The sequence below is a fragment of the Aequorivita aurantiaca genome, assembly GCF_030410135.1.
GTDB classification, from domain to species: Bacteria; Bacteroidota; Bacteroidia; order Flavobacteriales; family Flavobacteriaceae; genus Aequorivita; species Aequorivita aurantiaca.
In genome coordinates this window covers 84,519-99,072 of sequence record NZ_JAUGQQ010000006.1, presented here as the reverse complement: position 1 = coordinate 99,072, position 14,554 = coordinate 84,519, and the positions used below count along the sequence as shown (strand labels likewise).

The 14,554-nt window shown below is 41.3% G+C and carries 10 protein-coding genes; 1 reads left to right on the top strand and 9 read right to left on the bottom strand.

Annotated elements, in window-relative coordinates:
* Positions 1 to 4 precede the first annotated feature (4 nt).
* From QRD02_RS10310 to porU, 9 genes are all read right to left on the bottom strand, one after another.
* Positions 5 to 1,441, bottom strand: coding sequence for a DUF389 domain-containing protein (locus QRD02_RS10310; protein ID WP_290254864.1), 1,437 nt, complete (start codon positions 1,439 to 1,441; stop codon positions 5 to 7).
* Complete coding sequence (locus QRD02_RS10305) at positions 1,442 to 2,521, bottom strand: mannose-1-phosphate guanylyltransferase (RefSeq protein WP_290254863.1); 1,080 nt, start codon at positions 2,519 to 2,521, stop codon at positions 1,442 to 1,444.
* Between the two features lie 142 nt (positions 2,522 to 2,663).
* On the bottom strand, positions 2,664 to 3,260 hold the full coding sequence (locus tag QRD02_RS10300; RefSeq protein WP_290254862.1) for a SprT-like domain-containing protein: 597 nt from the start codon (positions 3,258 to 3,260) through the stop codon (positions 2,664 to 2,666).
* A 3-nt stretch (positions 3,261 to 3,263) separates the two neighbouring features.
* Positions 3,264 to 3,944: an SDR family NAD(P)-dependent oxidoreductase gene (locus tag QRD02_RS10295; protein ID WP_290254861.1), complete on the bottom strand. Its 681-nt coding sequence runs from the start codon at positions 3,942 to 3,944 to the stop codon at positions 3,264 to 3,266.
* Between the two features lie 117 nt (positions 3,945 to 4,061).
* Positions 4,062 to 5,810: a pyruvate dehydrogenase complex dihydrolipoamide acetyltransferase gene (locus QRD02_RS10290; RefSeq protein WP_290254860.1), complete on the bottom strand. Its 1,749-nt coding sequence runs from the start codon at positions 5,808 to 5,810 to the stop codon at positions 4,062 to 4,064.
* A 3-nt stretch (positions 5,811 to 5,813) separates the two neighbouring features.
* A complete protein-coding gene (gene pdhA, locus QRD02_RS10285) occupies positions 5,814 to 6,812 on the bottom strand; it encodes a pyruvate dehydrogenase (acetyl-transferring) E1 component subunit alpha (RefSeq protein WP_290254859.1) in 999 nt (332 codons plus the stop codon).
* Between the two features lie 211 nt (positions 6,813 to 7,023).
* Positions 7,024 to 7,506 carry a cytidine deaminase gene (cdd, locus tag QRD02_RS10280; protein ID WP_290254858.1) on the bottom strand — a complete coding sequence of 161 codons (483 nt, stop codon included), beginning with the start codon at positions 7,504 to 7,506 and terminating at the stop codon, positions 7,024 to 7,026.
* 101 nt (positions 7,507 to 7,607) lie between these two features.
* Positions 7,608 to 8,786 carry a type IX secretion system outer membrane channel protein PorV gene (gene porV, locus QRD02_RS10275; RefSeq protein WP_290254857.1) on the bottom strand — a complete coding sequence of 393 codons (1,179 nt, stop codon included), beginning with the start codon at positions 8,784 to 8,786 and terminating at the stop codon, positions 7,608 to 7,610.
* Between the two features lie 34 nt (positions 8,787 to 8,820).
* Positions 8,821 to 12,657 (bottom strand): type IX secretion system sortase PorU, encoded by a 3,837-nt coding sequence (porU, locus tag QRD02_RS10270; RefSeq protein ID WP_290254856.1) that lies wholly within the window; start codon positions 12,655 to 12,657, stop codon positions 8,821 to 8,823.
* A gap of 222 nt (positions 12,658 to 12,879) precedes the next feature.
* Here porU and gldJ point away from each other — a divergent pair, with 222 nt between their 5' ends.
* Positions 12,880 to 14,553 (top strand): gliding motility lipoprotein GldJ, encoded by a 1,674-nt coding sequence (gene gldJ, locus QRD02_RS10265; protein WP_435373035.1) that lies wholly within the window; start codon positions 12,880 to 12,882, stop codon positions 14,551 to 14,553.
* Position 14,554: the final 1 nt, after the last annotated feature.

The window sequence follows — 14,554 nt, the reverse complement described above, 5'->3', positions numbered from 1 at the left end:
CATTCTATGGGTATTCAGAAACGAAGAGAGTATCCAATTTCAATTTAAACTTCAGCCAGGATTCAATTTTTTTCAAGTTTGATTTTCTTTCTCTTGCCGAAACATTATTCTTCCAGCGAATGTTGATTACTGGAAGTGTATCCGTTTTCTTAAAGTTGGTGGTAATTTTGTTGGAGAAGCTAAAGGTTTCCACGCCCTCATAATTAATTTTTAGCTCCTCGCTCAACTGTTTAAAAGGAATGTTCTGTACTTTCATCAAGGCAATTTCATTTTCCAAAAAACGGATTTGATCATCCTTGTCCTGTATCAATTGCTCATTCTTTACATATAAATCCTCGAGGATTCCAGCTTTGATTTCTCCAGAAATTTTTGCGGAAATTTCCCCACTTTGATCTGCTCCTTGATAGATTCTCAATTTCGTTTGCTCCAATTTCTCGGTTTTCTCCAACTCAGCAAGCCATTCATTAATTTTTTTCTGCGGAACCGGACGGCCAATTAAATAAACATCCAGATTTTTAGATTTGTAATCCTGGGTAAACTTTACCACTTCGGCCCCTTCGTAATTGATAATATTCTTTACGAATTCCCTAGTTTTATTCTCAAACACTTGTTGATCCAATAATTTTATAAAGAGATAAACACTCGGAACCATAACCGCAATGGCAATCAATGAGGCTATTTGTGCGGTTCTTTTTCTTCTTTTGCTGTTGGCGAAACGCACCAATGGAAAACGAAGAATTTTCGAGACAATAAAGGTCGAAAGGGCTATAAACACAGCATTTATGCTGAATAGATATAACGCGCCACCGGCATAGGAAGCATTGCCCACTGCCAAGCCGTAGCCTACCGTGCACAGCGGCGGCATTAGCGCGGTGGCAATTGCAACCCCGAAAATTACGCTAGCAATGGTGCCACTTTTGGTTTTTGCCACAATTAGCCCTAATCCGCCAAATATGGCAATCAGCACGTCCAAAATGGTTGGATATGTTCGCGCGATAAGCTCTGGCGTTTCTTCCGTTAAGGGCGAAACTTTAAAATAAAGAAATGCCGTAAGCACGCTCAAAAAAACCATCACCCCCAAATTGATAAGCGAACGTTTCAACGTGTCCACATCATTAATGGCAACGGATAAACCAATGCCTACAATCGGGCCCATCAACGGCGAAATAAGCATTGCCCCAATTACAACGGCGGTACTGCTCACGTTTAAGCCAATGGATGCCACAAAAATTGAAAAGATAAGTATCCATGCCGTATGGCCCTTAAATGAAATATCTTTTTTTACCGCGTCAATAGTTGCGTCCCGGTCAGAATCTGAACGGATATCAAATAATTCAGTCAGAAATTTTTTGATGCTTTCCCAAGTGTTGAGTTTTATGGAATTGAACTCATCATCGTTGGGAGTTACCTTTACGTCGTTCTTATTTTCTGAATCAGCCATTTATTGATCTTTTTTATCGAATTTTTCTGAAACCTCCTTCAAAAGTTGTTTTACTTCCTGCTCCTTTTTCTTCGGAAATAACAGCAATACATCTTCTTTATCCACAATTATATAGTCTGTAATCCCGTCAAGCACAACCGTCTTATTTTTGGCTGTAAATATTATATTGTTGGACGAATTTTTTAACAATGTTTGCGCACCTACCACCGCATTACCATTTTCGTCCTTCTCCAGTTTTTCGTGTAACGCGCCCCAAGTGCCCAAATCGTTCCAATCAAAAGTGGCTTTTTTTACGAAAACATTGCTTGCCTTCTCTAAAATGCCATAATCGATGGAAATATTTTCGGCCGTGCTGAAATTATTTTGAATGAAATTTTTCTCATCGGGAGTGTTCAATTCCTTCATTCCCTTTGAGAATAAGGCATGCATTGCAGCTAAATGGTTACGGAATGCGGCAACTATGCTGTGAACGCTCCAAATAAAGATGCCCGCATTCCACAGAAAATTACCGGCGGCGAGAAATTGTTTGGCCATTTCATAATCTGGTTTTTCGCGGAACTGCTTCACCTTTATTATTTCTGAACCATTGTTGTTATCGCTTTCAATGTATCCGTAACCTGTGTTCGGAAATGTAGGTTCAATGCCTAGGGTGAGCAAAATATTTTCCTTTTCCGCGGCATCAAAACAACATTGCACATCATTGGCGAATGCTTTTTCATCCTCAATCCAATGGTCACTGGGCGCCACAAGCATCAATGCATTAGGATTCTCCTTCTTTATTTTTAAAGCCGAAAGTAATATGCACGGCGCGGTATTGCGCATTGCCGGTTCCAAGACCAATTGTTTTTCCGAAATTTCCGGCAATTGTTTCAGCGTTAATTCCTGATATTGTTCATTGGTAAGTATATAAATATTTTCCGATGGGATAATTTTATTGAGTCGAGAAAAGGTTTTTTGCAGTAAGGTTTGCCCTGTTCCGAGCAAATCGTGAAATTGCTTTGGAAAGGACTGGGTGCTCACCGGCCAAAACCGCGACCCGATGCCGCCGGCCATAATTACTGCATAATAATCTTTATTCATTCTCTTGAAAAGTTTAAGTATTTAAAAGTTTAGGAGTTATGTTAGTACCAGTTTTTTTATTAAAGGATAATTATCCATTCTATAATGAATCCAATAGGAGTAGGTTAAGGCTTATAAACTTTTATATTTCTAACCTACAAACTCATTTTAAAAATTCCACTTCCGCATTCGGATTGAAAAGATAGGTCCTTCCTGTGGCAATTTCTATACATTCAAAACGCTTGATGCGTTGATTGCCACGTTTAAATATTTTCCCATTGTACAACCTAAACATACCGCCAAACGGAATTTCAAATATATAGTTTTTATCGTTCTCGGGGTCAAACTGCTTTAACGCCAAAGCTAGACTGGCATCCGTATCACTAGACGCTTTTGGATTTTTAAAATGGCGCGCCAGCAAGGGCAACAGTTGGTTGGGAAAAACTTCCGGCCGCAAAAACGGAAGCATCAATAGTTGAAAGGTTCGTTTCCATTCCATCCCGTGTGGTTTTATATATCTTCCGAATTTTGTAAAAGCCTCCAAATGGGCTATCTCGTGAACAAGGGTGATTAAAAAACGATATTTATTCAATGATGCGTTCACGGTAATTTGATGCTGGCCATTGGGCATTTTTCTATAATCGCCGTGTCGCGTTACGCGTTCATTTACTATTTTAAGATGGACTTTATGGGTTTTGATTAAATCAAAAGCCGTTGTTACGGCGGCTTGGGGAATATATTTCTCTAAAATTTCCGTCATAGATCATGGCGTTGTACTTGAAACTTGCAAAATCTTTCCGTTGTAAAATTTGTTGCCCGAAAGTGAGAAATCCATAATATATTTCGCCATCTCTTTGGCTGAAAGTGGAGCTTCAAAACCCGGAAAAGCTTCTTGCAGCATTTCCGTTTGCACGGATCCTAAGGCCAAGACGTTAAAAGATGGGCCAGTTTCTTTGTATTCCTCTGCAAGCATTTCAGTAAGGGTGATGAGGGCGCCTTTACTGCTGCTGTATGCGCTGAGGCCCGGAAACTTTACACTTCCCTGAACCCCGCCCATGCTGCTTATGTTTACTACGTGCCCATTTTTTTTCATAAATGGCAATACCGCTTGCGTCAATGAAACAGCTCCAAAAACATTTACGTCGAAACATCTTTTAAATTCTTCGGAAGTGATTTCGAAAAAAGGTTTTTTCAATAAGTGACCGGCGCTGTTTATTAATATATCCACTGATTTTTTTTCACTTTGAAGAAATCCCGACAGTTTCCCTATTTCAGATTCCCTCGCAATGTCAAATTCCAAAGCAGTTACATTTTCCAGTTTTAAATCTACAATCGGATTTGAATTTCGAGAAAGTGCCAAAACGTTATGGCCCGCTTCCGAAAAAAGCTTTACCATTTCAAAACCGATGCCTCGGGAAGTTCCCGTTATAATTACGTTTTTCATTCTTTCAAAATATAAATCCCGTTATTTCCAAAGTAGAGAATAACGGGACAGTTGTTTTATAAGCAATTGCACCGCCGTGGAATTTGCTCCGGACAGGCTGCTTGGGCTTCTCTTCAATTAAATGAACATCGTTACGGGATTCTCAATGTATTGTCTCAAGGTTTGCAAAAATTTAGCGCCCGTTGCACCATCTACGGTGCGGTGGTCGCAAGCCAAGGTAATTGTCATAGTATTTCCCACGGCAATTTGTCCATTTTTTACAACCGGCTTTTGGACAATTGCTCCCACTGATAAAATTGCCGAGTTTGGCTGGTTGATGATGGAGGTAAATTCAGTAATTCCAAACATTCCCAGATTGGAAACTGTAAAGGTGCTGCCTTCCATTTCCTGTGGCGTGATTTTTTTAGATCGGGCTTTGCCGGCAAGTTCTTTTACTTGCGCTCCAATTTGTGAAAATGACATTTGATCAGCGAATTTTAGGACGGGCACTAACAGTCCCTCATCTACGGCAACTGCCACACCAATATGGATGTGTTTAGCAATTCTTGTGGTTTCCGGCGTCCATTGGCTATTCACCTGTGGATGTTTTCGTAGGGCCATTGCACAAGCTTTTATGACCATATCATTGAAGGAAATTTTAACGTCCGGATTTGAATTTATGGCTTCCCGCGCCGCAATGGCATGGTCCATATCCAATTCCACGGTTAAATAATATTCGGGAGCGGTAAATTTAGATTCGGCCAGACGTTTCGCAATAGTTTTTCGCATTTGAGAATTTTTCACTTCCTCGAAACTTTCGGTGCCCACTGGAATATAGGCTTGTGAATCGGCAGCGGCAGGTTGGTAATTTTCAATATCGCTTTTTACGATGCGGCCCTTTTCGCCACTTCCCCGCACCTGACGCAAATTAATTCCCTTTTCCTCAGCCATTTTTTTGGCCAATGGAGAAGCAAAAATCCGCCCTTCATTTGAAACTTGGGAGGATTCAGATTTCTTTTCTGTCGAAATTTCCTTTTTGGTTTCTTCCTGTTTGGACTCCTTTTCTGAAGTTTGCTTTTCTTCCTTTTTAGAATCAGTTGAAGATTTTGCTTCGGAAGAATCTACTTTTGCATCGGAGGCTTTTCCTCCTTTTTTATATTTGTCGGCTACTCCGGAAACATCGGTTCCCTCTGGACCAATAATTGCGAGAACGCTGTCAACAGGCGCGGATTCTCCTTCGGCCACACCAATTTTTAATAGCGTTCCCTCATAAAATGATTCGAATTCCATCGTGGCCTTATCGGTTTCAATTTCCGCCAAAATATCGCCTTGCGTTATTTTATCGCCTTCTTTTTTCAGCCAAGTTGCCACGGTGCCTTCAGTCATCGTATCGCTAAGGCGGGGCATGGTAATTACCTCAACTCCTTCTGGAATTCCGGCGCCACTTGAATCAATATTCTTTTCATTGTTAGAATTTTCCGAATCATCATTCCCGGATTCGGGTTGGGAGATTTCTTCGCTTTCTTCTGTTTCATTTTCAGAAGAATCACTTTTTTTGTCTGAAGAATTTTTCTCTTCAGCCTTTGACCCATTTTTGTTTGAATTTTCCTTTGAAGATTTCCCCCCAATCAATTCAGAAATATCCTCGTCCTTTTCCCCAATTATTGCCAAAAGCGAATCTACCTTGGCCGTCGCTCCTTCCTCAATACCGATATGAAGCAATGTGCCCTCATAAAAAGACTCGAATTCCATTGTGGCCTTGTCTGTTTCAATTTCGGCAAGAATGTCGCCTTCCTTCACCGTATCGCCAACTTTTTTAAGCCATGTTGCAACGGTGCCTTCTTCCATCGTGTCGCTTAATCGCGGCATGTTTATTACTTCTGCCATTTCTTATAATTTATCGGATAAAAATGGGTAATCTTCCTGTTCGTAAACGGAATCGAACATAACGTTTTTATCAGGATATGGCGATTCTTCAGCAAATTTCTCGCATTCTTCCACCAAATCCTTCACTCTTTGGTCTATCTTCTTTACATCGGCTTCTGTGGCCCATTTGTTTTGATAAATATGATGAAGCACATAGCTTATTGGATCTTCTTCCTGTTTCTTGGCAACTTCATCCTTGGTTCTGTAATGCTGGGCATCGCTCATGGAATGGCCTCTATAACGGTAGGTTCTCAGTTCCAAAAATGTTGGGCCATCGCCGCGACGGGCGCGTTGAATTGCTTCGTCCATTTCCTTTGCAACAATTTCAGGTTTCATGCCGTCCACAGGTTTGCAGGGCATTTCATAACCCAAACCTAGCTTCCAAATGTCGGTATGGTTTGCGGTGCGCGCTACGGAAGTTCCCATTGCGTAACCGTTGTTCTCTACACAAAAAACTACCGGCAGTTTCCATAGCATCGCCAAATTGAAAGTTTCATGGAGGGAGCCTTGCCTGGTTGCACCGTCACCCATATATGTTAAGGTTACGGAATCTCTGTCAAAATATTTATCGGCAAAAGCAAGGCCAGCCCCTAATGGGATTTGTCCGCCAACTATTCCATGACCTCCATAGAAACGATGTTCTTTGGAAAATATATGCATGGATCCGCCCAATCCTTGGGAGGTTCCGGTAGCCTTGCCGTACAATTCGGCCATAACTTTTTTGGGGTCCACGCCCATTGCAATTGGCTGAACGTGGTTTCGGTATGCGGTGATCATACGATCCTTATTAAGGTCCATGGCGTGAATGGCTCCAGCCAGAACGGCCTCTTGCCCATTGTAAAGGTGCAGGAACCCCCTTACTTTTTGATTGATATATACCTGCGCCAATTTATCTTCGAACTTGCGCCAAAAGAGCATATTTTCGTACCAATCGAGATACGTTTTTTTTGTGATTTTCTTCATCTAACTGTTATAAGTTTTTTCCTCGGAAAAATTTATTAAACGGATAACAAAAGTAGCACTTATTAAGGAGAATTTACAAATCACCAATTCCAAATTCCAATTAATTCCAATTAAATTCGGATTCTAAAGAAACAAAATTCTAAAAAAAACCATCCCATCAAAATTACATGGGACGGATGATAGTCAGAATTTGAAATTTGAAATTTGCTTTCTAAAGAAATTCCGCATCGAACCCCAATGGTAGCAAATCCATTACGGAAGCAACCTTTGTAATTTTTCCGGTTTCCCCCATAAAGTAGACCGCAATGGGTGATTTTTGCTTCTGTTCATACTCTGCCATGGATTGCCGGCATGCGCCACACGGGGCAATGGGCTGCGACAGTAATTGATTTGATGAACGCGCGGAAATGGCCATGGAGTTTATTTTTTCATTGGGAAATAGAGCTCCCGAATGGAAAATGGCAACGCGTTCGGCACACAGGCCTGAGGGATAGGCCGCGTTTTCCTGATTGTTACCGACTGCAATATTACCCGAGGCGAGCTGAATGGCGGCTCCTACCTTAAAACGTGAATAAGGCGCATAAGCATTTTCACGTGCTTGCTGCGCCTTGTTCATCAATTCTTGAATATCCGTTGGAAGTTCGGAAAGGGTTTCAAAAACTTCTAGTTGGATTTCAATTTTTTGTTTTTTCATCAAGAGTTTATAAGTTTAAATATTTAGAATTTATGCGTTTAAATGATTCCTTTAAAGATAAATTCCTAAACGTTTAAACTCTTCAACTTTTAAACTCCAATTTAATACTCGTCGTAAGTATCGCCAAAGTTGAATGTTAATCCGAAGCGCAGCGTTCCATCCAAGGGGCTATTTGCCAAGGCGGAAGTTGAGAACAGATAGGAAATATCAATATTGATGGCAGTGTAGCGGAAACCTGCTCCAAGTGTGGCGAATTGTCTACCACCCTTCATATCGCTTTCGTGAAAGTATCCACCTCTGAAGGCAAACACATCTTGGTACCAATATTCCGCACCTAATGCCCATGTGAATTCCTTTAGCTCTTCACTGAAGCCGCCCGGAGCATCACCGAAGGATTTGAACATTCCTGAAATGAAGTTGATATCATTATATTCTTCATTTGTCTGGGCTCTTTCTTCAGCGGTAATTTCACCATCACCATTAATATCCGGATCTTGGCGCGTAGGCACCAATAATTTATTAACCTGTGCCGAAACACCAATTTTATTATATTCATCAAGAATGAAATCAAAACCTCCACCAAGAGCGAGGTTTGTTGGCAAGAAACTTTCAGAACCTACCTCATCATACTTTAGTTTTGGGCCAATATTGGAAATATCGAAACCCATTCTCCAACGGCCATCAAAATCATCATAGGGTATTTCCTCACTTTGGTAATATCCAGCAATATCAACGGCAAAAGTATTTGCCGCAGTGGCATCTGCCACGGATGTTTGCAGTTTTAGATCTGAGCGGATGTATCTTCCCGCAACGGCCATGGAGAATCTTTCGCTTAGCCTAAGAGAATAAGATACATCAAACATAAGTTCATTCGGTTTTACGAGCAAAGGTTCTTGCTCAGCTGTTTCACGAAGTTCTATTTCGCCATTGCTGAAATAGCGGAAACTGGCCGCCACAGCACTTCTTTCGTTCAATCTGTTATAATAGGTGAGGTTACCCAAAAATATATCGTTAACCAATTTATTTAAATATGGAGTGTATGTTACTCCGATTCCTTGTTTTGACAATGAAAAAGCATATTTAGCGGGGTTCCATTGTTGTGAAAATGCATCAGCCGAGGTTACAACACCTATATCACCCAAACCACCCGAACGCGGATCGGCGCCAATTAGCAAAAATGGTACTCCAGTAGTAATAGGATTAAAATCTTCAATTTCGCTTTGCGCCATGGATTTAACAGCCACAAGGCCTACCAATATTGGAATTAGAATTTTCTTCATAAAAGTTAATTTTGAGCAAATATAAATTTAATTTTTAAAGGATGACGAGTTTCTCATATTTTTCAACCCGCTGATTGGTTAACGCAGATCTTACTGTTATCTTATATACATACACACCTTTTCCGATGCGATCACCGAAATCATCGCGGCCGTCCCACGTTATTTCCCGACATAAATAACTGCCTGAAGGTGGCAAGGTTTGGTTTTTGGTCCATACCACTTTTCCGGTGACGGTAAAGATCTGAACTTGCACGTCAAGAGACTCATCAGGCCTATTATGGTTGAACCAGAATTGGGTATAGTTTACAAACGGATTGGGATAATTCAACACTCTTGTAATTTCAAGATTTCCACTTCCCGCAACGATGAATTGGATTTCGGCGGTGGATGAATTGTTGTAAACATCCCACGCCTTTAATGTTAGCGTGTGGAGTCCATCTTCCAAATCGCGGAATTTATAATGTGTTTTTCCTTTTGTATAATCGTCCACTTCTGCTTGATAAAATTCGTTTAGAATAAATGGATTCGATTCATCGCCATCCAATATTGCGACAATGTCGTGCCCAATTCCGCTGGCCGTATTTATTCCATTGGGGTCTTCCAGTTTTACGAGAAGCATTGGGGAATCATCCGTAATGCCTCCGGAAACGAAGCTCTCATCATTCATATAAAGCTTTATCAACGGCCCTTCGTTATCTTCTGGAGCGTTTTCATTTAAACCGCCCACATTCAAATCAAGGTTCACCCCGGTTTGGTCCTCCAAAATATTATCTCTCTTTGCATAAAGGCTAACCCTTCCCTTGCCTACGGGAATTTGAATATCCCGTGGCACAACGAATTCAAATTCAAAAATACCGTTTGAGATGGTTGCCTGACCATTAAAAATACCTTCTCCAAGGTTGACAAAATCCATAAAAATATTGTTATTGTCATTGTCCAAAGTTCGGCGCATAACGTTTTTATCGAATATTTTAGCTTCCAGAACCCCGTTGTAATCGGACATTAAGGTACCGGAGGCATTGACGACTTCCCCTTCTAACTTTATTTTGCTCAACGCTTTCAAGGTGTCCGTGGCCTGGGCAATGGGGACTTCATTTAATTTCGTTAATCGAATATTCTTTTTCGGAAAAGCGAGAGGCATGGCAGGATCTCCAATATAGAAAACTACACGCCGTGTTTCGCTGAGCATTTGCGTTTTGGAAATTCGAAGTCCTTCTGCCGGGGGGGCGGGAACATCTGTATCAAAGCCAAAAAGTTGATTGGCCAAACGCTCGTTGAAGTCGACCCCAACGTTTATAAAAACCGCGCGGGTGGTGGTAACCAATGAAATTGCGCCTCCATCCCTATTTTGATAGGTGAGTTCTCCGGCGGTAATTCGTGATGGGTTATCAAATTTTGTGAACTCGCAAGTCACCGTTATGACACATGGCAGGTTGTCTTTGTTTTTAAGTTCCTGTGCTGCTTCTTTGGTATAAATGGCTTCGTGCGCCAACCCATCTTCACCGCCGTGTCCGAAATAATCTATAATAATGGCACCCGCCTCAATGGCAGTTTTTATGGCTTCATTCACCTCAGGATATCTGTTTCCACCCGCAGATGCCTGTTGTTGGTATGCATCGGCATGTATTTTCTTTACATTAATGAAAGGTTTTTTCTCTGAAATGGTATCACCTAGAGCATCCAATTGTTTTTCTAAAATATCTTCGGTGGGCTTATCCACATCGTCAGAAATTAGCACAAAGTTGTTCCTCCAATTACCATAGGACGTGTTTGAAGTATACCTAATAATTTTGTCCACCATTGCGTTTGCCAAGGACACGTTGTCGGCAACAATTCTTCCCATTGCTATATCAAGCCTGTCAATATCGAGAGTGCCACCTTCGCCGATAGTGCCTTCGTTATTATCCATATTCCCAAAGAAATCGTCAGACATAAATGACGTGGCGATATTTGTTCCCAATAGGGTTTGAAAAGTTGGAACATTATTGTTGTTGTTTGGGATTCTATTTTTGTAATCTATGGAAGTATCGCCCATAATGCCAACATACTTCACCCGTTTTGATTCTGAGGAAGCATTGTAATAAACATATCTAATAAAATTTCGGATGGCGCTAATTTCCTGGCGGCCGGAACTGAATTCTTCATAAATCTTGTCCGTTGTCACCACCTTTACATTGAGCCCCTGAAGTTCCTTATTGTGCTGTGCCAAGCGAAGGGCAGGTTGAATAAGGAAGGGGGGAGCGATGATTATATAATCTACATCCTTAAAATTTCCAGCTTCATCCTTAAATATGGTACCCTTCAAATTTTGATTTTGCACCGCGGATTGTGCAATTTTGGTTGGCGTATAATAATTGGATGGATTTATGGCTACATACTTGCGCACCTGGCCCATGGTTTGTTTAAATCCAAAAGCAGATGCATTGCCATCATTTTGTTTGGATGTAATAAATTGGAAATCGGTAACATCCCAAACCTGCGAAAATTCCGTGGCGTTACTAATTTGATATTCCCCGACACCCGATAGGTTGGCGGCGTTGTTATATTGAAATGCCAACTGACCTCCCGATCCTTTCAATTGCCGCACCGCCCACAGACCGATATAGTCCAAATAGCCAATACTTGAAGGATTGCCAGCGTTGTTATATGCCAAATCAATTTTCACCTCCGCATTGTTGGCCGGAACCTCTATATCCAGAAAATCCAAACTCAACAATCCACTTTCGCCAAGCCGCGAAAAGGTTAAAGGGTCCAAACTGGCACCGTTTATTGAGACTGCCAAGGAAGTGTCACTTTCGGAAGCGGCGGCAGCCTTTACAATCAACCGCATGGGTTTTCCGGTTACAATATTTGGAAATTCGAAACTATAGCTTTGTTCGCTTTCAATATCAAATCGGTTTCCAAACCATTTTCTCCCCAATTTGGTGGGGCATATTTCATCACTTTCGTGAAACTGGTATTCATCAAACTCATTAATGTTGAATTCCACACTACCTGTAGGCTCCACCATGGAAATAACCCGCTTTCCCGGATCCCCACCCGCCGTGACATAATAATAGGACTCATCGCTATAAGGATTTATATTGGAGTCATTCTCCTCTACATACCCTAAGGTGCTTGTACCGTAGAACAAAATGAAATCGCCACCATCAAAACTTCCATCTTGTTCGCCAACCACTTGTATGGCATTTTCGGGAAGGTCAAAAAATTGGGTTTGATCATTTCGCAAAGGTAATGATTGCCCGCCATGGCCATAAATTTTAAGGCTTCGCGGGTCAATGCCATCGGTATTCATCCCTAAACTACTCAGAAAATTTTTGTCCAATTTATAGACTCCGGTCTGTTCTACCTTAAATTTAAACCATTGACCAGTAGCCAAAACAGAATTGGTGAGGCCCGGTGGATCGTTCCGGTTTTGTGGCCCATAATTATAATTAACCTCAAAGGAAAGCACTTTTTGATAGCCGCCGTTATTCTTTATTATTGGTGTGATGCTCAAAATAGTATACAGAATATCCCTTGCCATGGTACTGGCAATAGAATACTCGAGTTTATTGGGCAACCTTTCAGGAGTAATTTTCTTTAATTCTTCTGAAGAAACAGGTCCAAAACGAACATTGGTAACGGTAAGCGAACTTCCATCCGCAAAACCATCATCCTGCCACTGGGTGGTGTAGAGCACCTTGTTTTTGTCCATTTGAAGCTTCAGTCTTTCTAATGCCAAATCATTTGATGAAATAGCCGAATTTTTGGTTCCGAAAGATTCAGTCGTGCCTGTGGCGCCGCCCCAATAAATATTTATATTTTTTGTTTGGGCCCTTCCAATCCAAGGCATTGCAAACAAAACACAAAGAAGTATCGCTTTTCTCATTAGTACCATTAACGCTTCAAATATACACTTAGTATAAGGCAAGATTCTAAACTTTTTCCGCAAAATGATATTAGGATAATAATTTTAAAACTAATACGTTTGCATTCGGGAAATGGAGTAAAACCGTTTAAACCCGGCGGCGCAATAATAATAAAATATTATTGTGTTTTTGTCGTTAATTACTATATTGCGAACCCAATTTTATCATATTTTGAATCTATGATGTTAAGAAAAAACCTTGCATTAAAGCTATTTATTACTGTAATAGCGGCCTCACTTCTTGTAGGTTGCAACAAAACAAGAAACTATAAGGACAGTTCCCGTGCCACTGGCTGGAAGTTGAACGCGAAGGAAGGTGGTTTCCAGTATGATCCAAAAACGAAAGAACAAGAAACAGGGCCAGGCCTTGTTTTTGTGGAAGGAGGAACCTTTACCATGGGCCGCGTTCAGGACGATCCGATGCACGATTGGAACAACTCGCCAAACCAGCAGCATGTTCAATCTTTCTATATGGACGAAACAGAGGTAACCAACTTAATGTATCTTGAATATTTGGATTGGTTAAAAAAGGTGTTTCCCCCCTCTGATGAAAATTACAGAAAAATTTATGAAGGCGCCGTGCCAGATACCCTCGTGTGGAGAAACCGTTTAGGTTTTAATGAAGTAATGACAAACAATTATCTTCGCCACCCGGCCTATGCGGAATATCCCGTTGTTGGAGTGAGCTGGATCCAAGCTGTAGAATTCAGCAATTGGAGAACAGACAGGGTTAACGAAATGGTTTTGGAAACAAACGGAATTACATCTCGAAATGCCCGTTATGACGTTGAACCCGGCGAAACCTTTAACACAGAAACTTATTTGAATGCACCTACGCTGACTTATGGCGGAAATGATTCCATTACTCGCGGCGGCAAAAAATCCGAATCCATTGCCAAAAGAAGCAAGGATAGCACAAACCTTTATGTTGGTCGTGAAGATGGGCTACTTATGCCTTCATACAGACTTCCTACCGAAACGGAATGGGAATATGCAGCCCTTGGTTTGGTAGGCCTGCGTAACTATAACGTTTACAGAGGTAAGAAAAAATATCCGTGGGAAGGCCAATATACACGTTCGGGAAAAAGAAGATCTCGTGGTGACCAAATGGCCAACTTCAAACAGGGCGATGGTGATTATGGTGGTATAGCAGGCTGGAGCGATGACGGTGCCGATATAACCGCACAGGTAAAATCCTATGAGCCGAACGACTTTGGACTGTATGATATGGCTGGTAACGTAGCCGAATGGGTGGCCGATGTTTACCGCCCTATAGTTGACGACGATTTTAACGACTTTAACTATTACAGAGGAAATGTTTACACCAAAAATGCTATTGGCGAAGATGGAAAAGTGAAGGTAGTAACGATGGATTCAATAGTTTATGACACCTTGAGCAATGGTAAAATTGTTGCCAGAAACCTGCCAGGCGAAATTCTGCAAGTTCCAGTTGATGAAAACGAAACATATTTGCGTACCAATTTCTCCGAAAGTGATAACCGAGATTATAGAGACGGCGACAAACGCTCCTCGCGTTATTATCAATCATTCTCAGATGATGAAAGTGAAAGCGGCGAAGGCAAAAAACGCATGTACAACTCCCCTATACAAAAAGTATATGCAGACAGTTTGGGAGAGCTTGACAGGCAATATGACAAATCCTCAAACCGAACAACATTGGTAAATAATGAAGTGCGCGTTTACAAAGGAGGTTCTTGGCGAGATCGAGATTATTGGTTAGACCCAGCACAAAGACGTTATTTTCCACAAGATATGGCCACCGATTATATTGGATTTAGATGTGCGATGAGCCGCGTAGGTTCAAAATCCAAAAAAGGAAAACGCCCAAGAAATTAAT